The sequence below is a fragment of the Streptomyces sp. NPDC020958 genome (assembly GCF_055562175.1).
This window is the reverse complement of sequence record NZ_JBVHFU010000004.1, coordinates 200909-219252: the sequence shown is the minus strand read 5'-3', so window position 1 is coordinate 219252 and position 18344 is coordinate 200909. Positions and strand designations below refer to the sequence as shown.

Genomic DNA, 18344 nt, shown 5'->3' with positions numbered 1-18344 from the left:
CGAGGGCCGATTCCCCTCACTTTCCACGGGAGTGAACCCACATGGGTATGAAGGACAAGGCCGGCAAGACGCAGGGTCAGGCCAAGCAGAAGACGCGCGAGGGCCAGCAGCACGGCCGTCAGCAGACGCAGGAGCACGGCCCGCAGACGCAGCAGCGTGGCCAGCAGTCGCAGCAGGCCCAGCAGCACGGCCAGCAGACGCGTGAGCGCGGTCGTCAGACCATGGACGACACCGAGCAGGAGATGCAGGACCGGTTCAGCCAGGACTACGACGCCTAGCCGTCGTCCTCCTCGGCTCGACCGGTAGGCGCGGGGCGCCCTTCTTCGCGGAGGGCGCCCCGCGTGCTGCCGGGGCCCTAGTCGCCGTCGGTCCCGCTCTACGTCGCCGTCGGCCTCGGCGGCAGCTTGGGGCGGGAGCGGTCGGGGGTTTCGGTGTAGTCCGGGGGGATCGCCGCCGGGTGGTCGCGCAGCAGGTCCAGGGCCAGCTGGATCGCTTCGTCCATCTCCACGTGGCGGCCCTCCGCCCAGTCCAGCGGGGTGCGCAGGACCTCGCGGTCGGGGGCGACGCCGTGGTTCTCCACGGACCAGCCGTACTCCTCGAACCAGGCCGCGTTCATCGGCACCGTGATCACCGTGCCGTCGCCCAGCCGGTGCCGCCCGGTCATGCCGACCACGCCGCCCCAGGTGCGCTGCCCGACCACCGGGCCGAGCCTGAGCAGCCTGATCGCGGCCGTGATCATGTCGCCGTCGGAGGAGGTGGCCTCGTCGGCGAGCGCCACGATCGGGCCGCGCGGGGCGTTGGAGGCGTACGACACCGGCTGGGCGTTCCTCGTCAGGTCCCAGCCGAGGATGGTCCGGGTGAGTTTCTCCACCACGAGTTCGCTGATGTGCCCGCCCGCGTTGCCGCGCACGTCGACGATGAGCGCCGGCCGCGCGACCTCCCCGCGCAGATCGCGGTTGAACTGGGCCCAGCCCGAACCGCCCATGTCCGGGATGTGCAGGTAGCCGCACTTGCCGCCGCTCATCTCCCGTACCACCTCACGGCGTTTGGCCACCCAGTCCTGGTAGCGCAGCGGCCGTTCGTCGATCAGCGGGAGGACGGCGACCCGGCGCGGCGGCCCCGGCTCGCCCTCGCCCGGGACGAACGTCAGCTCCACCGTCGTACCGCCCGCCCCCGCGAGCAGCGGATAGGGGCCGGCCACCGGATCCACCGGCCGGCCGTCCACGTGGGTGAGCACCGCGCCCTCGCGGATCCCGGTGCCCGCGAGCGGGGAGCGTGCCTTGGAGTCGGAGGAGTCGCCGGGCAGGATCCGCTGGACCGTCCAGCCGCCCTCCCGGCGGGCGAGGTTGGCGCCGAGCAGGCCCTGGAAGCGCTGGTAGTGCGGCGGGCCCTCGTTGCGGCGGGCGGGGGTGACGTAGGCGTGCGAGGTGCCCAGCTCGCCGAGGACCTCGCGCATCAGGTCGGCGAACTCGTCGGGCGAGGCGACGCGTTCGACCAGCGGACGGTACTGGTCCAGCACCCCGTCCCAGTCGATGCCGCACATGCCGGGGTCCCAGAAGTAGTCGCGGATGAGCCGGCCGGCCTCGGCGTAGGCCTGGCGCCACTCGGCGGGCGGGTCGACCTCGTGCAGGATGCGGCGCAGGTCGATCCAGACGGTCGTGTCGCCGTCGCCCGACTCGGTCGACGGGACGGCCCGCAGCTCGCCCTCGTCGACCACGACCAGCCGGCTGCCGTCGCCGCTGACGCTGAACCAGTCGAGGTGGTCGACGAGTTCGGCCTTCTTCGCCTTGCTGATGTGGAAGTACTCCAGGGTCGGGCGGCCGCTGGTGTCGGCGGGGTTGGCGAAGGTCTCGCCCAGCGCGCCCGAGATCGGCCAGCGCAGCCAGACCAGACCGCCGCCGGCGACCGGGTACATGGTGGAGTACTTGGAGGCGGCGACCGGGAACGGGGTCACCCGGTTCTCCAGCCCCTCGACCTCGACCGTCACCGCACTGCCGTCGCCGGGCTCCTCGTCCTCGACGGGGTCCAGACCGCCGGCGGCGGGCCGCCCGTCCGGGCTGAGGGCGAAGGGGGAGGGGGTCGCCGAGGAGAGCGGGACCAGGTAGGGGCGGCAGCCCAGCGGGAAGGACAGGTCGCCGGTGTGCACGTCGTACACCGGGTCGAAGCCGCGCCAGGAGAGGAACGCGAGGTAGCGGCCGTCACGCGTGAACACGGGGTTCTCGTCCTCGAAGCGGCCGTTGGTGACGTCGATGACGAGCCGGTCGCTGATCCGGGCCAGCTTGATCTGCCGCAGCGTACGGCCGATCCCCGGATGCGACCAGGTCAGCCATGACCCGTCCGGCGAGAAGGCCAGATCGCGGACGGGACCGTTGAGCGAGTGGATCAGCTCGACGGGATCGGCGGGATCCATCAGGTCAGCAGAGGAATCGGCCCCCTCGGCCCCCTCTGCGCCCTCGTCCTCCGGCATGTCGATCAGCAGCAGCCGTCCGTCGTGCGAGGCCACCGCCAGCCGTTCGCCGAGCGGGTCGGAGACCAGTTCGAGAACCCGGCCCAGCCGCCCGGAGGCCAGCCGGCGCGGCGGACGGTCACCGCTCGCCCGGGGCAGCGAGGCCACCTCGATCGCGTCCTCGCCCCCGGCGTCCGTGACGTAGGCGATCCGCCCGGTGGAACCGAGCATCTCCGGGAGCCGTACCCGTACCCCCGGGGTGTCCGCGATGGTGCGCGCCGGGCCGTCGCGGTGGGTGAGCCAGTACAGGCTGCCGCGTACGACGACGGCGCTGGCCCGTCCCGTCTCGTCGACCGAGACGCCGTCGACGTGCTGGGCGGCCGGCACCTGGTAGGGGCGGCGGCCCGCGCGCGGCCCGGACAGCCGCACGTCCAGCCTGCGCGGCTCCGCGTTCGGGCCGAGGTCCTCGACGAGCCACAGGTCGCCCGCGCACTGGTACACCACCCGGGTGCCGTCGCTGGCGGCGTGCCGGGCGTAGAAGGCGTCGTGGTCGGTGTGCCGACGCAGGTCGGAGCCGTCGTGGGCGCAGGAGTAGAGGTTGCCGACGCCCTCGTGGTCGGAGAGGAAGACGATGCGGTCGCCGACGAACATCGGGGCGTCCAGGTGGCCCCCGATGCCGGCCAGCAGCCGCTGTCCGTGCAGCCACAGCCGGCCCGTGGCGCCGCCCCGGTAGCGCTTCCAGCCCGCCGGTTCGTGCGGCGGGGTGCCGGTGAGCAGCAGGGTCCTGCGCTCGCCCGCGATGTCGGTGACCTGGATGTCGGCGACCGGGCCCCAGGGCAGCTTGCGCCCGGGATCGCCGTCCGGGGAGACCTTGTAGGCCCAGGTGAAGTAGGAGAACGGCTGGCCGTGCGAGGCGACCGCCAGGATGTCGGCGCCGCCCTCGCCGTCCGGCGGGGTCCAGCCGCACACCCGGGTGTCCGCGCTGCCCCAGTACGTCAGCTGCCGTCCGGGGCCGCCGTCGACGTCGGTCAGGTGGATCTCGGGCACCAGGCTGCGCCAGCTCGTGTAGGCGATCCTGCGGCCGTCGGGGGAGAAGCGCGGATGGCCGACCTTGGTGCGGTCGACGGTGAGCCGCCAGGCGCGGCCCGGGGAGTCGAGGGAGGTCAGCCAGAGGTCGTCCTCGGCCACGAAGCACAACAGGTCGCCGTGGAGATGCGGCAGGCGCAGATAGCTCACCTCCCCATGCTTTTCCGGGCCGGGAGGGGTAGCAACTCGTGAGGACACACGTGTGGGGCGCCCGGCGTGAGGGAGCACACGTACGAAACGGTTTCGTTTCTATAGATCTCGGGGTATCTTCATGATGTAGGCGGGAAGACACCGATGGAGCAATGGAGGGTGAGTGGCATGACTGAGGTCGCAACGGCGCGTCGCAGTCGGATCACGCCCGAGCGCGAGGCCGAGCTGTACGAGGCCGTGCTCGAACTGCTCCGTGAGGTCGGTTACGACGCCCTCACCATGGACGCCGTCGCGGCCCGTACCAAGTCCAGCAAGGCCACTCTCTACCGCCAGTGGGGCGGCAAGGCCGAGCTGGTGGCCAAGGCGGTGCGGCACAACAAGCCGGGCGGCCTCGGGAAGATCGACACCGGTTCCCTCCGGGGCGACCTGCACGCCCTCACCCTGCGCTCGGACGACTGCCAGATGGAGCAGAGCTCCGCGCTCATGCGCGGTCTCGCCATGGCGGTCCACGGGAGTCCGGAGCTCCTGGCGGCGTTCAAGGAGCACCTGATCGAGCCCGAGATGGCCGAGTTCCGCCGGGTGCTGCAGCGGGCGATCGACCGGGGCGAGGTCCCCGCGGACAACCCGGCGATCGACTTCGTGATGCACATGATGATCGGGGGGTTCGCCGCCCGGTCGCTGATCGACGAAGAGCCGCCCACCCAGGCCTTCCTGCTGAGGTACATCGACGCCGTGGTGCTCCCCGCCCTCGGTGTCCGCACCGCCCCCTGACCCTTCCCCACAGCCTGCCCACCTGACGCCTCCGCTCATGTCGTCGGGCCGATCACCCCTGCCACCCACCGGGTTGATCACCCCTGCCCTGCACACCCCACGACCTGACCAGGAGTACGCCCTCGTGGCCACGTTCCTCTACAAACTGGGCCGGCTCGCCTTTCGGCGACGGCACTTCGTCACCCTCCTCTGGGTGGCGCTGCTGACCCTCGCGGGGGTCGGCGCGGCCAGTGCCCCCGCCGCGGGCTCCACGTCCTTCTCGATCCCCGGTACGGAGGCGCAGAAGGCCTTCGACCTGCTGGACCAGCGGTTCCCCGGATCGAGCTCCGACGGCGCCACCGCGCGGGTCGTCTTCAAGGCCCCGGCAGGCGAGAAGATCTCCGACACGCTCAACAAGGCGACCGTCGAGAAGACCGTGCGGAAGCTGGCCGACGGCTCCGAGGTCACCTCCGTCGACGACCCGTTCAAGACCAGGGCCGTCAGCGGGGACGGCACCGTCGCCTACGCCTCGGTGCGCTACGGCGTCTCCGGCATGGAACTCAAGGACGCCTCCCGCGAGGCGCTGGAGGCGGCAGGCCACGACGCGCAGAAGGCCGGGCTGACCGTCGAGATCGGTGGTGACGCCCTGCAGGCCGGGGCCGAACCGGGCGCGGCCGGCGAGGTCGTCGGCCTCGCGATCGCCGCCGTCGTCCTGGTCGTCACCCTGGGCTCGCTGGTCGCGGCCGGTCTGCCGTTGCTGACGGCGATCGTCGGCGTCGGCATCGGCGTCTCCACCATCACCGCGCTCGCCAAGACGCTCGACCTCGGCGACACCACCTCCACGCTGGCGCTGATGATCGGCCTGGCCGTCGGCATCGACTACGCGCTGTTCATCGTCTCCCGCTACCGCGGCGAACTGGCCGAGGGCCGGGACCGCGAGGAAGCGGTCGGTCGCGCGGCCGGCACCGCCGGTTCCGCGGTGGTCTTCGCGGGCCTCACGGTCGTGATCGCGCTGGCCGGCCTGTCCGTCGTCGGCGTCCCGATGCTGACCAAGATGGGTCTCGCGGCGGCCGGCACGGTCGTGGTGGCCGTCCTGATCGCACTGACCATGATCCCGGCGCTGCTCGGCTACGCGGGCAAGCGGGTCAAGCCGGCCGGCGAGAAGCGCGGCAGGCGCCGCGGCGCCGGCTCGGCCGCCGCGGGCGCCGTCTCCTCCGCCACGGTCTCCGGCGCCCCCGCCAAGCCCGGTCTGGGGGAGCGCTGGGCGAGCTTCGTCGTGCGCCGTCCGGCCGCTGTGCTGCTGCTCGGCGTCGTCGGCCTCGGCGCGGTCGCCCTGCCGGTCTCCCAGCTCGAACTGGGCCTGCCCGACGACGGCTCGCAGCCCACCTCCACCACCCAGCGCCGCGCCTACGACCTCCTCTCGGAGGGCTTCGGCCCCGGCTTCAACGGCCCGCTGCTGATCGTGCTCGACGCCAAGGACAGCGCCGACCCGAAGGCCGCGGCCACCACGGTCACGAACGGCATCAAGAACCTCAAGGACGTCGCCTCCGTCAGCCCGGCGATGTTCAACAAGGCCGGCGACACCGCGATGATCACCGTGGTCCCGTCGTCCAAGCCGTCCTCCACCGGGACCGAGGACCTGGTGCACGCCATCCGCGGCGAGGGCACCGAGGTCAGGGCGGACACCGACGCACGGGTCCTGGTCACCGGCACCACCGCGATGAACATCGACTTCTCGCAGAAGCTCAACGACGCGCTGGTCCCCTACCTCGCGCTGGTGGTCGGCCTCGCCTTCCTCCTGCTGATCGCGGTCTTCCGCTCCGTCCTGGTCCCGCTGAAGGCGGCCCTCGGCTTCCTGCTCAGCGTGCTCGCCGCGCTCGGCGCCGTCGTCGCGGTCTTCCAGTGGGGCTGGCTCGGCGGCCTGCTCGGCGTCGAGCAGACCGGCCCGATCATGTCGATGATGCCGATCTTCATGGTGGGCGTGGTCTTCGGACTCGCCATGGACTACGAGGTGTTCCTCGTGACCCGGATGCGGGAGGCGTACGTCCACGGCGAGACGCCCGGCCAGGCCGTGGTGACCGGCTTCCGGCACAGCGCGCGCGTGGTGGGCGCCGCCGCGGTCATCATGATGTCCGTCTTCGGAGGGTTCATCACCTCCAGCGAGTCCATGATCAAGATGATCGGCTTCGGCCTCGCCATCGCCGTCCTCTTCGACGCCTTCGTCGTCCGCATGGCGATCGTTCCGGCGGTGCTCGCCCTGCTCGGCAAGCGCGCCTGGTGGCTGCCGAGGTGGCTGGACCGCGCGCTGCCCAACGTGGACGTCGAGGGCGAGGGCCTGCGCACCGCCGCCGACACGAACGCGGGCGGCGACAGCGGACGGGACGAGGAGGACCGGGAGCTGGTACGCGCCTGACGCGGGGCGCGTGACCGACCGCCGGTGAGGGCCCGTGGGGACGGGAAGCCCTCACCGGCTTCCGGCTTATCCGCTCGCAGCGCGCGCACCCTCTTCGTTAGCGTGCCCTTCATGACGACGACAGCCGCCACTGACGCCGACGCCCAGGAGCCCGGGGCGCACCCGCGGTTCGCCGCCGCCCTGGAGGAGCTGGGGCTGGGGGAGCTGACCGCTCGGGTCCGGCGATTCCCGGACGCGACCCGTACCGCGGCGGAGGCCGCCGCGGCGCTCGGCTGCGAGCTGAGCGAGATCTGCAAGTCGCTGGTCTTCGCGGCCGACGGCGTCCCGGTGCTGGTGCTGATGGACGGCGCCTCCCGGGTCGACGTGGAACGCGTCCGCGAGGTGCTCGGCGCCGGGAAGGTGACGAGGGCCGGGGCCGACGTCGTACGCGGGACGACCGGGTACGCCATCGGCGGTGTACCGCCGTTCGGGCACCGCACTCGCACGCGCGTGCTCGCCGACCGGGCGCTGCTGCGGCACGACGTGGTGTGGGCCGCCGCGGGCGACCCGCACACGGTCTTCCCGATCGCGCCCGCCGCCCTGGTGGCACACGCGGGCGCCACGGTCGTGGACGTACGCGAGCCCACCGCGTGACCCCACTGGTCACCGCGGCCGTGCTGGTCGCGGCCGTCACACACGCCAGTTGGAACGCGATCGCCCACCGGATCAGCGACAAGCTGGTCGGCTCGTCGCTGATCGCCGCCGGGGGCGTGCTGATCGGGCTGCTGCTGATGCCGCTCTCGGCGACACCGGCGGCCGCCGCCTGGCCGTACCTCCTGGCCTCCGCGGTCGTCCATGTCGCCTACTTCGCGCTGCTGATGCTCTCCTTCCGGCTCGGCGACTTCGGGCAGGCGTACCCGCTGGCACGCGGCACCGCGCCGCTGCTGGTCACGCTGTTCGCGGCGGCGTTCGCGCACGAGGTGCCGGACGCCCCGGCGGCCGCGGGGATCGCCGTGTCCTGCGCCGGGCTCACCGGGGTCGCGCTGTGGGGGCTGCGCGGCCGCCGGCCCGACTGGGCGGCGATCGGCGCGGCCCTCGCCACCGGCCTGACGATCGCCGCGTACACGGTCATCGACGGCCTCGGCGTACGGGCCTCGGGTTCCCCCGTCGGCTACATCGCCTGGCTCATGACCCTCCAGGGCCTGGTGATCCCCGCGTACGCCCTCGCCCGCAGACGCGGCGAACTCATCACGGCGGCACGCCCGTTCGCGGCCCTGGGACTGTTCGGCGCACTCCTGTCCGTCTGCGCCTACGGCCTGGTCCTGTGGGCCCAGACCCGCGCCGAACTCGCCCCGATCGCGGCACTGCGCGAATCCTCGGTCAACTCTTGCTGATGCGGTAATAACTTCGCTGGTCGTGACTGGTAGGCGCGTTTCTGGTGCATCCAGGCTCAACCAGCCATAACATACTCCGAGGTTGCATCTATCTCGGGGGTGGCGCATGGGGCCGGATGTCAATGGCTTTGATCTTGTTCGTGCCGTGCGGGCAGTGCGTGACGATCTTGTGGCCGCAGCGCAAATCGGGCAAAACGAACAGCTCGTTTTCGAAGTCGGTGATATCCACATGGAATTCGCTGTGGAATTCCGTGAGGATGCCACGGTGAAAGGCGGAGTCAAAGCCTGGGTGGTTTCCATGGATGCCGGAGCTACTACCACTACCGGGCAGACACATAAGATCTCTTTCACTCTGGCAGCGAAGAAATCATCTGATGGCAGTGGATGGCTAATCGCAGATGACAAGGAGGCCGATACCAGCGGATTCGGCGTCTCCGTCCCTGTAAATCCTTGATTAGCGCATTCCAATCAGGACTGAACTGTGGTTAGCCATGAAGACCGCATGGTCGCGGTTCTCGCAGGACGTCAAGGTAGCGGAATTCTGCTAACGTCGAAACTTGTACTCACTAGCGCGCACGTAATTATGGATGCGCAGCGAGTGAAGGCCATATCGCCCTACGCTGATAAACCGACCCACTGCGACGTAATTTGGGTAGGCTCCGAATCAGAATGTGACGCAGCCTTGCTGCGCGCTGACCAAGATCTGATTGATGTTTCGTTCGCCGAAACCCTTCCCCCATTGCGCTGGGGGCGTATTGCGACTCGGACGCCGTTACGGGACTGTCAAGTATTCGGCTTTCCAGCGGTGCAGCGCTACGATGGCAATCGGTTGGAATGTGAGCAGTTGACGGGCACCGTAAAGGCCGCCGCCGGCCTTTTGCGGAGAGTTTATGCCCTCGACATCGACCATACCCCTCCGTCCGAGGTGGGAGGTGGTTCGCCGTGGGCTGGCTTGTCCGGCGCTCCCCTATTTGCGGGACCAGTTCTTATTGGTGTGGTGGCGAGAGACCCGGCGAACCGACAGCATGGCAGAATCGAGGCCGTGCCGATTGAGCGAATCCTTAGTCAACCTGGATTTGCATCTGACCTACCTCTGCTGTGGAAGCAAGCTCCGCTATTGGAAGATCTGACCAGTTCACATCCCGACGACTCCAACTATGAGGAACAGTACGCAAAAGCGATCAAAGCACGCTATCGGCGAACTGAGATTTTCGGTCTGGATGAAATCACCAGTAACGATAGTAATTGGGACCTGGATACTGCATACCTTAGCCTTGAGGCGGAGATCGTAGAGCCTGGACGATCGGAGATATCAGAGGCCCGCACGATCCCGGCTACGACGGAGAGGCGAGTCATAGACGAGCTTCTGGCTATGTATCCCAAAATTGTCGTAAGGGGTGAAGCTGGCGCGGGAAAGACAACTCTAGTTTGGTGGCTAGCTGCGCATACTGCATGTGGAACCCTGAAAGGCAGCCTGGCTTCGCTGAACGGACTGGTTCCGTTCGTCGTTCCAATGCGCAATCTGGTGGACCAGGAATTCCCGAGTCCAGCGGAACTACCACGGGTGACAAGGCTTCCCTTGGACGAGGCGCCGTCCGGATGGGCCGGTCGGGTACTTGATGCCGGGCGCGCCGTCTTGTTGGTAGATGGTCTCGATGAAGTAACACAAGACAAGAGGGAAGGCGCAAGGAGATGGCTTTCGGAATTGCTTCGCATGTATCCGAAATCTCGATGCATCGCCACCGTTAGACCGCTCGCCGTAGAACGGGACTGGCTCCAATCCGAAGGATTCCGAGAAACACGCCTGCTTCCTATGCGTGACATCGAAATTCGAAAGTTTGTCACCGTGTGGCATGCTGCAGCATGTTTGGAACATCATGCCCATTCTGATCAGGATGAACTTGCCGCTCAAAATGCGCGTATAGACGAACTTAGGAATGAGCTGCTAAGAGAACTCTTCCGTAATGACGCGTTGCGTGACCTTGCCCGTGTGCCGCTCCTCTGCGCTGTAATCTGTGCGCTTCACCGTCGACGTCGCGGTGTCCTCCCCCAGACGCGATGGGAGTTGTATCGAGCAGCACTAACGATGCTACTCGGCGAGCGGGATTCCCGACGTAGCATCGCAGCGCCTGAAGGGATAACTCTCAGTTTTGAGGAACACCAGCAACTACTTCAGCGGGTCGCCATTTGGCTCGTAAGGAATAGTCGCTCCCAACTCTCATCAGACCAGGCTCTCAGGCAGATATCCATAGCTCTTGAGGGGATGCCACAGGTTCGAGATCAGGGCCCTCCGCAGACGGTCTTTACTCACCTGCTCAATCGGACGGGATTGCTGCAGGAGCTATCTGATGATTCCATTCAATTCATTCATAGAACTTTTCAAGACTACCTTGCTGCCAAGGAATTCGTGGAGAATGACAGCCTAGACGAACTGGTCCTGCATGCAGACGATGAGGCGTGGCAAGACGTTATCAAGATGGCGGTAGGACATTGCAATCGGCCAGATAGTCGACGCCTTATACAAGATCTGCTGCGAGTAGGAGAGAATTTTACTAGATCACGGAGCCGACGGGACGCGATTATCCTGGCAGCTATTTGTGCGAACAGTGCAATTTTCCTCGAGGATTCAGTGCGGACTGAAGTTTGGAAAAAGATCGCCTCCCTGATGCCTCCGCGAAATCATCGTGATGCCGTTCAGTTCGGGCGCCTTGGACCTATCATGTTGGACATCCTGCCAGGCCCGGACGGCTTGGACCCGATAAGTTCAGCGGCAGTTGTTGTGACAGCTGGTGAAATCCGGGGAAGTCGCGCGCTGGCACTGATAAAGAAATTCGCGACGTATCCAAGTTTTCAGGTTCGGCGAAATATTGTGGAGGTTTGGAATGAATTCCCCATCGAGGAGTTTGCTGCCGAGGTCTTGTCCTCAATGTCATTGGCTGATGTTCACCTGACCCTTGAGAATATTCGCCAATTTGATAGCCTTGCCTACCTATCGGGCGAGTGCAATCTACGATGCGTTGGCGACTGGGGCGATGATTTTCTTGTTGAGAAAACTCGCACCCTTGATGTACGTGAACTGATATTTCACGAGAACATGGCATTGCGTGATCTCGGATTTCTGCACGCCTATCCGAACTTGCGCGCATTGTGGCTGCGTGGATGTACAAACGTGGAAAGCTTGTCTGCGCTCATGGGGACTCGGGTGGAGTTTCTAAATCTCGTGCATGCGCACAGTGAGGTGGATGTTTCTGTCTTGCCTCACTTGTCACAGCTACGCTCGCTCAATATCAACACTAAGCTGCCATGGTCGGATTTTCGGCAGGCTCCCCCCCTTGAGCAAGTCGATAGCCTATGGCTTGGTGCCGGTATGAATAATCGTGTTTCTTTGCGTGGCATAGATAGTTGGAGCGGTCTGCGGGAAGTCCGTCTGATGGGACCTTGGGCTACTGAAGAGCTATTGCATCTCCACTCACTTGAGGCGCTGGAGGATCTTGAAGTTGCTTCTAGTACTCTGAAAGACTTGGGCAGCCACACGTTTCCTCATCTGAAAACGCTCACTCTTCGGTGCCCTCAGCGTGTGTCCGTGGCTCCCCTTCTAGACGGTTTCCCTGGGTTGCGACGGCTTACCCTCCAACATATTAGACCTGACGGGATAGCTGACTTCCACGGGGTTCAGTTCCGGCCCGATCTAAAGATTCAATTACGCGGTTTTAGCGAACGACTGAATATGCCGGATGATGTCGCTGGGATGCTTAGAATCGGGGCAGCGTGACCCTGAAGTCCTGATGTTGGACCGCGGAGGTTTTATGGTCTGTCGGAATCGGGGCGCGCTGTAGGCAGGGGTTCAGAAAGTTGACGAGCGAGGCGCGGATGCGCTGGAACTTCTTCAGAACGGAAGCTGGGGTCTGACGGCACCTCGCTTGATGGCCATGACTTGCTCATGGAAGTCGCGGGTGGCGGCTTCGCGCGGGTACCTGGCGCGTAGTTCCTTGTCCAGCTCGTCAGCGACTAAAAGCAGGGACGGGAGGGACTTGCGGTCGGCTTCCAGGGCTGTGGTGCCCATGCCGATGGCTTCTTCGATCTCTCCCATGCGGGCGGCGGCGACTCCGAGGGTGAGGCGGGCTTCTGCGGCACGCATGGGAGAGATCTCCGTGCCGTCGGGGCCGGTGCTGATGCGGATGACCGATCGGGCGTGGGCGGCGGCGCGTTCGTCGTCTCCGAGGAGACGGTAGGCGTCCATCTCGTAGAAGTCCCACTTGTCGGGGTCGATGATGAAGTGGTGTTCGGGGTGGGCGGGCCTGGGAAGTCGGTCCAGCCTGGCGCGGCCGGCGTCGAGGGAGTCGCGGACCAGGCGGGCGTCTCCCATGCGGGCGGCGGCGCGGGCCTTGTGGGCGTAGAGCTGGACGCCGACGGAGTGCGTCTGGTCGGCCATGTGTCCGGCCTCGACGGCGTTGAGCATGTCCTGCCAGCGGCTTTGGGTGAGGGCGAACCAGGCTTCGATCTCCCACGCCCATGCTTTGATCTCGCCGTGTCCGGCTTCCTCGCCGATGCGGAGTGCGGCGGCTTTGCTGAGGTTGGCGGCCTCGCGCTGGCCTCGGTCGTACTGGACGCATGCGTTGAGAAGGAAGAGCCATCCGGCGTCGACGAGTAGTTCCCGGTGTTGGCGCAGGGTCACACGGCCTTCGAGCTGTTTGGTGACGTAGTTCAGGCCGTTGCGGGTGCGCTCGTGCAGGTAGTCGGCGTTGGCGTACGGGTAGGCGCGGGCGAGTTGGTCAATGCCCTCTTCGATCGACTCCAGGGCCGCGCTGTTGATGCTGGACATCTCGGTGCGGCGCAGCATCTCGGCGATGTCCCATATGCCTGCCCCGCCCTGTGCGATCAGGTGCTTGGGTCGTCCGTCTGGGTGGTCTTGGCTGACTTCTCCAGCTCCCATGGGCGCGGGGAGAGTCCTGCGAGGTGGCCGGGGATGCGTAGGCCGTCCACCACTTCGAGGATCTTGTGGAACTGCGTGATCCGTGGGCGGGTGCTCGTGCCGTCGGTCTCGGGCCGGGCCATCTTGCCGATGTGCTCGCGCTTGTAGCCGACGGCTTCGGAGATCTTCGCGTAGCTGACGTTTCCGTGGATCTTGGCGAGTCTGAAGACCTCGCCGAAGTCGTGGTTGGCGATCGCTGACCGCACGTCTGCGCGTTCCAGAACGTGAGGCGGCAAAGCGGCCGGTGTCGGTGCGGCTGCGGTCATCTCACTTCCCCATCGTGATTGACCAAAGTCTCGTCTGGGTCGTTCGTCTCTTTCGCTCTTCAAGCCCTGTCCTGCTGGCGAGTCTACCCAGGGGCTTTGCCCAGCGGAGGGACCCAAGTGGTACCGGGAGGTGGCCGGTTGGCCGGGGGGTACCCATGAGGGGGGTCCCCATGAGGGGGAAGCGACGGCTGGCGTTTGGTGTGCATCCTCGGGTCACCCTGCCGGGAGAGCCTCGGTGGACGTGATCAGGGTCGGTGGTCTGTGTCATGGGTGCGAGGAGAGTGCGGCGGTCGGAAGAGCTGGCCGGTGAGTTAGACGCATATGCCCACTGGTTCGTGGTGCCGGATCCGTCCTCCGGGCACTTCCTTACGCTGACGCTCTTTGCCGAGTGCAGTAGCACAGGACGTGTAGCGCGCGATACGACGGCCGTGTTCCTTCGCGGCGCGGTGACGGACGACGTCATATGTGACGCGCGGCTGGTCGTCTCGGAACTGGTCGGCAACGTCGTGAACCATGTGGTGCCGGACCGCTGTCGCGCCCATGCTGGCGGGGCTCGGCGCATCGACGTGACCTTCAAGCTCTACCCGAAGTGGCTGTTCATCGGTGTTGCCGATGAGGACTCGACGCCTCCGCTGCTCCCCATGGGCGACTTCTACTCGCCGGAGTTGGTGTCGGCGTTCTCAGAGGCAGTTCTGGCCGACAGCGGCCGTGGCCTGATGCTCGCTCAGCGGATGGCGGCGGCGGTGTGGTGGACGCCGAAACAAGGCGGAGGAAAGACGGTCTGGTGCCGCTTCGACCTTGACGACGGAGGCGGACTCTGCTCGGCCTGATGATCTCCGGGCTGCCGCTCCTGCGCCCCATCCGTGCTGACGGGGCGGCAGTCAGGGGCCGGAGGCAGATCCTCCGGTGATCGGGGCGTGGCTCCTCGGGACTGTCCGCCGGGATCCCCACCCGGCCCCAGGGGCCACGCCTCACAACCTCATACCGAGACCGGACCACCCCCGCGCCTGGCAGCAACCGGGGTGGTCCGGGAGGGGATACGGCGATCCCCGGTGCCTGATGGTACCGGGGTCGCTGTGCTGTGCATTCGCCCTGGGCCAAAGACAGTTGACGATCTGTTACCCGAGCGGGGAGTGACGCAGTGACTGGCGCGAACGATGAGTGGATCGGTGACGGGCTCGACGCAACGGGCAGGGACTTCGGGCTCTGGGTGTCCGGCGTCGATTACCTCGCCGGGTGGCGTGACGCGAGGGAGAGCGCCGACCGGCTCAACCGCGCGTTTCTGGGAGCGGGCTTCGAGCTGTCGGAGGTGCGCGCCGCCGGCTCGACGTACGACGACGGGCGCGGGGTCGTCCGCTTCGTGGGCTGGCCTGGTGCGGTAGAGCGGCTTGCTCAACTCCTGGAAGCGCGCGCGGATGGTGACGGTGGTGCGTCGTGAGAGGTGTTTTCGCTGGTGAGTGGTGTGCGTGGGCACGTCGCAGGCCGCAGAGACTTTGGGCGGTAGCTGCCATGGGGCGAGTGAACAGGGGGCCTTACGCTCGCCAGCGGATCGGGCAGTCCTTGGACCTGCCCGCAAGAGCCCGATCGGCCCCCTGTTCTTCGAGGCTCGCCCCATGGGAGCTGCCTAAAGTCTCGGAGGCCGGCGACCCCCAGCCCCGTGGGCCCCGGCCCTCGTCGGCCGGTCCACGCCTCGACTCCCTGGGTGTCCTGGGTGCGGGGGCGGCTGCCGACCGGACGGGACCGGCGGCCACGCCGCACGCCCGGCCGGGGCGGCCGAGCGCCCCGGCGCGCCGAAGGCGCGCCCTTGAGGAAGTGAAGGCTGTTTCGACCGATCCTCGACCCAGCTCAGGCGCGGGCGCGTCGGGCGGGCTGCTTGTCGGCGGTGATCCGGTAGGCGAGTTCGGCGCGGTCGGCACCGATGCGGAGTTCTTCGAGGATCAGGGGCGTCTCGTCGGTGTCGTGGGTGACGCGAGCGAGGTGCAGGATCGGGGTCGCGTCGGGGAGCTGGAGCGTGCTGCGCTCGTCGGGCAGCGGCATGCGGGCGCGCACGGTCTCGGACCAGGTGAGCTTGTGGCCGTCCTCGGTGAGCTGCCGGTAGAGGGCACCCGACCGCTTGTAAGGATCCTCGGCGAGCGCAGGAACCATGTCCGCGACGGCGAACGGGATCAGGGTGCGGTGCATGGCACGCGTGCCCGTACCAGGATCCAGAAGCAACCGGTCACAGCCGAACAGAGCCTCCTCCTCCCCGAGTTGAAGGAGTCGGCCGGTGGCCTTCGTGGTGTGCGTGCGATACGCGCTGGGCTCTTCGGCTTCCTGCCACATGTCGCCGTTGGGCATGACGAACTTGCCGTCCGGTGTGCGGCTGATCCGGCGCTCGATCGTCAGGGACGGCTGTCCGTCGGAGCGTACGAAGCTGCCTTTGCCGTGGCGTACGTCGATCAGGCCTTCCGCGCGCAGGGCTGCGATGGCGTTGCGGACGGTGGGGCGGGAGACGGCGTAGCGGGTCATGAGCTGGGCTTCGGACGGGAGCAGGGAGTCGGGGGCGAACTCGCCCGACAGGATCGCTTGGCGGATCGCGGCGGCCACCTGCTGGTAGAGGGCTCCGGGGCGCTGGATCTCCGACATGAGGGCATCTCCGGCGGGTCGGGGTCGTAGGCACGTCGCACGCGCGACATCACTCGTCAGCATAAGTACTTGCGCACTCGCCGTACAGAGCTCCATAGTCATCACTCGTAAGGACAAGTGACGTCAGAGTGAGTCTGGCGTCTCGACTGGCCAGGGAGGCCGAAGAAATGCAGTCCATTCCCGTGGACACGGCGCGGCTGGGCGTACTGCGGTGCGCCATCGCGCCTGAAGCGAAGATCACCAACAGCGAGACACAGGAGGTGAAGAGGGACCGGGACGGCAACCCGGTCTGGACCGTGGCCGTGACCGTGCGGCAGGACGGGCGGCGGATCTCCGTTATCGAGATCGCCGTCAGCGGGCAGCCCAAGGGCATCGAGGAAGGTCAGATCGTCAAGGTCACCGGGCTGACCGCATTCATGTGGTCGATGGGTGAGCGGCACGGCGTCAGCTTCCGCGCGGACGCGATCACGCCCGTGCAGGGAACCTCGGCGCAGCACAAGGGCGGTGACGCGTGATGGAACCCATCGTGCTCGCGTTCGCTCTCGCCGTCCTCGCCTGGATGCTCGTCGTCGGTGACCTGGTCCGCCGGTATCGCCCAGTCTGGCACTGGTACGTCGTCGGCTACCCGGTGACCGCCTTCCGGGTGCTGGCGACCTGGCGCAAGGTGGCCATGCTCAACGACCTGTCCGTGTCCCGGCGCCCGCCCCGCGGACTCCTCGGCGACCTCGTCGTCAAAGGCGATCCGCTGCGGCCGGTCATCCCGCGGGCCTCATTCCCCCGCGCCACGCGCATGGGCCTGACCGTGACCGTGCGCCTGCACGCTGGACAGACCCCGGCGACGTACATGAAGGCAGCGGATGCCCTGGTGCACGCGTGGAAGGTCCACGCGGTCCGGGTCACCTCACCCGAACGAGGCCTCGTGCTCCTGACCGCGACCGCAACGGATCCGCTGGAGCGGCCCGGTTTAGCGACGGCTCCCACCGAGCTGCTGTCCGCCCTCATCGGGGTTCTGGAGTCCGGCGGCGCCTGGGTGATGAACCTGCGGCTGGTGCCGCACTGGCTGATCGCCGGTGCCACCCGCTCCGGTAAGTCCACCCTGCTGGCCCGGCTCATCACGCAGCTGGCGACTCAGCCGGTTGCCCTGGTCGGGATCGACTGCAAGGGCGGCATGGAACTGGGCCTGTTCGCCGACCGGCTCAGCGCACTGGCCACCAGCCGGAAAGAAGCGGTCACCGTGCTGTTCGCGCTGGTGGCCGACATGCGAGAGCGCATGAGCGCGTGCAGGGCGGCCGGCGTCCGCTCGATCTGGGAGCTTCCCGACAAGCTCCGGCCGGTACCGATCGTCGTCATCGTCGACGAGATCGCGGAACTGTACCTGTCCGACGGCACGCGGGAGAGCAAGACGGAGGCTGAGCAGTGCTCCACGCTCCTGCTCCGGCTGGCCCAGCTCGGGGCCGCGCTCGGCCTGCACCTGGTCGTCGCCGGACAACGCGTCGGCTCCGACCTCGGCCCCGGCGTCACCGCCCTGCGCGCCCAGCTCGGCGGCCGCATCTGCCACCGCGTCAACGACCCCGGCACCGCAGAGATGACCCTCGGCGACCTCAACAAAGACGCCGTGGCCGTCGCCCAGTCCATCACGGCAGAGGAACGCGGCGTGGCTGTCTGCACCGGCCCTGATGGCGGCTGGAGCCGCGCCCGCTCTCACCTCACCCCGACCGAAGACGCCGTGTCGACGGCCCGGAAGTACAGCGCGCTGACTCCGCACCTGCCCGCCCTGGTCCGCACCCTCACGGTGCTGGAAGGAGACGACAAGTGATCAGCGAAGGTACGGCCTACGGGTTCGCGGTGATCTTCGGGATCATCACCGTCCTCCTCGTCCGCTCCCGCGACGTCCGTCCGTGGGAAGCCGTCTGCGTCGGCCTCTTCGGCCTCTACCTCGGCCAGACCCCCGTGGGCCTGACCGTGCACGAACTCGTGACCTGGGTCATCAGCGGCTTCTCCCACCACTGAGCACGAAGGGACCACACCACCATGCCTATGCCTCGCGTGAGGTGCCCGTACTGCAAGGGCGACGGAGCACGGAAGACCTGGACCGGACGGCTGCGGCGCTGCCGCATCTGCCGGGGCACCGGAACCATCCGCTGAACCCCTGCCCGCCCGACACCCGCAAGGGAGTGATCCCCATGACCTACGGCGCACTACCACCCATTCACCGTGCCGCTTCGGCGGCCCACCCCGGAAGGTCACCACCATCACCCCGGAG

At 67.2% G+C, this 18344-nt stretch carries 16 protein-coding genes; 12 read left to right on the top strand and 4 right to left on the bottom strand.

Translation table 11 applies throughout. The features are described from left to right. Nucleotides 1-41: 41 nt before the first annotated feature. Nucleotides 42-278, top strand: a complete 237-nt coding sequence (locus tag ACZ3KP_RS14845; RefSeq protein ID WP_467499585.1) for a hypothetical protein — start codon at nucleotides 42-44, stop codon at nucleotides 276-278. 98 nt (nucleotides 279-376) lie between these two features. On the opposite strand, the gene ACZ3KP_RS14840 is transcribed toward ACZ3KP_RS14845, so the two are convergent. Continuing rightward, nucleotides 377-3682: a S41 family peptidase gene (locus tag ACZ3KP_RS14840; RefSeq protein WP_467499583.1), complete on the bottom strand. Its 3306-nt coding sequence runs from the start codon at nucleotides 3680-3682 to the stop codon at nucleotides 377-379. Between the two features lie 168 nt (nucleotides 3683-3850). On the opposite strand from ACZ3KP_RS14840, the gene ACZ3KP_RS14835 reads away from it, so the two are divergent. The 6 genes from ACZ3KP_RS14835 (at nucleotide 3851) to ACZ3KP_RS14810 (ending at nucleotide 11990) form a co-directional block, all read left to right on the top strand. Next, complete coding sequence (locus ACZ3KP_RS14835) at nucleotides 3851-4453, top strand: TetR/AcrR family transcriptional regulator (protein WP_467499581.1); 603 nt, start codon at nucleotides 3851-3853, stop codon at nucleotides 4451-4453. A 124-nt stretch (nucleotides 4454-4577) separates the two neighbouring features. Next, nucleotides 4578-6845 carry an MMPL family transporter gene (locus tag ACZ3KP_RS14830; RefSeq protein WP_467499579.1) on the top strand — a complete coding sequence of 756 codons (2268 nt, stop codon included), beginning with the start codon at nucleotides 4578-4580 and terminating at the stop codon, nucleotides 6843-6845. A 111-nt stretch (nucleotides 6846-6956) separates the two neighbouring features. Beyond that, on the top strand, nucleotides 6957-7478 hold the full coding sequence (locus ACZ3KP_RS14825; protein ID WP_467499577.1) for a YbaK/EbsC family protein: 522 nt from the start codon (nucleotides 6957-6959) through the stop codon (nucleotides 7476-7478). Then, nucleotides 7475-8218, top strand: a complete 744-nt coding sequence (locus ACZ3KP_RS14820) for an EamA family transporter (protein ID WP_467499575.1) — start codon at nucleotides 7475-7477, stop codon at nucleotides 8216-8218. Before ACZ3KP_RS14825 ends, ACZ3KP_RS14820 begins: the two co-directional genes overlap by 4 nt. Before the next feature lie 106 nt (nucleotides 8219-8324). After that, nucleotides 8325-8672: a trypco2 family protein gene (locus ACZ3KP_RS14815; protein WP_467499573.1), complete on the top strand. Its 348-nt coding sequence runs from the start codon at nucleotides 8325-8327 to the stop codon at nucleotides 8670-8672. A gap of 144 nt (nucleotides 8673-8816) precedes the next feature. Further along, a complete protein-coding gene (locus ACZ3KP_RS14810) occupies nucleotides 8817-11990 on the top strand; it encodes an NACHT domain-containing protein (protein WP_467499571.1) in 3174 nt (1057 codons plus the stop codon). Between the two features lie 114 nt (nucleotides 11991-12104). Here ACZ3KP_RS14810 and ACZ3KP_RS14805 read toward each other — a convergent pair whose 3' ends face one another. Then, complete coding sequence (locus ACZ3KP_RS14805) at nucleotides 12105-13058, bottom strand: tetratricopeptide repeat protein (protein ID WP_467499570.1); 954 nt, start codon at nucleotides 13056-13058, stop codon at nucleotides 12105-12107. Between the two features lie 38 nt (nucleotides 13059-13096). Then, the gene (locus ACZ3KP_RS14800) at nucleotides 13097-13396 is read right to left on the bottom strand and encodes a hypothetical protein (RefSeq protein ID WP_467499568.1); all 300 of its coding nucleotides are present in this window, start codon (nucleotides 13394-13396) and stop codon (nucleotides 13097-13099) included. 326 nt (nucleotides 13397-13722) lie between these two features. Between ACZ3KP_RS14800 and ACZ3KP_RS14795 the strand changes: the two genes are divergently transcribed. Beyond that, nucleotides 13723-14286 carry an ATP-binding protein gene (locus ACZ3KP_RS14795; protein ID WP_467499566.1) on the top strand — a complete coding sequence of 188 codons (564 nt, stop codon included), beginning with the start codon at nucleotides 13723-13725 and terminating at the stop codon, nucleotides 14284-14286. A gap of 311 nt (nucleotides 14287-14597) precedes the next feature. Continuing rightward, the gene (locus ACZ3KP_RS14790) at nucleotides 14598-14894 is read left to right on the top strand and encodes a hypothetical protein (protein ID WP_467499564.1); all 297 of its coding nucleotides are present in this window, start codon (nucleotides 14598-14600) and stop codon (nucleotides 14892-14894) included. Nucleotides 14895-15301: 407 nt separating this feature from the next. Here the strand turns inward: ACZ3KP_RS14790 and ACZ3KP_RS14785 are convergent, their stop codons facing one another. Then, nucleotides 15302-16081, bottom strand: a complete 780-nt coding sequence (locus tag ACZ3KP_RS14785) for a GntR family transcriptional regulator (protein ID WP_467499562.1) — start codon at nucleotides 16079-16081, stop codon at nucleotides 15302-15304. 167 nt (nucleotides 16082-16248) lie between these two features. On the opposite strand from ACZ3KP_RS14785, the gene ACZ3KP_RS14780 reads away from it, so the two are divergent. From ACZ3KP_RS14780 to ACZ3KP_RS14770, 3 genes are read left to right on the top strand one after another with little or no spacing between them, the layout of a single operon-like run. Beyond that, the gene (locus tag ACZ3KP_RS14780; RefSeq protein WP_467499560.1) at nucleotides 16249-16596 is read left to right on the top strand and encodes an SCO3933 family regulatory protein; all 348 of its coding nucleotides are present in this window, start codon (nucleotides 16249-16251) and stop codon (nucleotides 16594-16596) included. Then, nucleotides 16596-17897: an FtsK/SpoIIIE domain-containing protein gene (locus ACZ3KP_RS14775; protein ID WP_467499558.1), complete on the top strand. Its 1302-nt coding sequence runs from the start codon at nucleotides 16596-16598 to the stop codon at nucleotides 17895-17897. Before ACZ3KP_RS14780 ends, ACZ3KP_RS14775 begins: the two co-directional genes overlap by 1 nt. Then, a complete protein-coding gene (locus tag ACZ3KP_RS14770; protein WP_234545274.1) occupies nucleotides 17894-18091 on the top strand; it encodes a hypothetical protein in 198 nt (65 codons plus the stop codon). The genes ACZ3KP_RS14775 and ACZ3KP_RS14770 overlap by 4 nt, the downstream gene beginning before the upstream one ends. The last annotated feature ends 253 nt before the right edge of the window (nucleotides 18092-18344 follow it).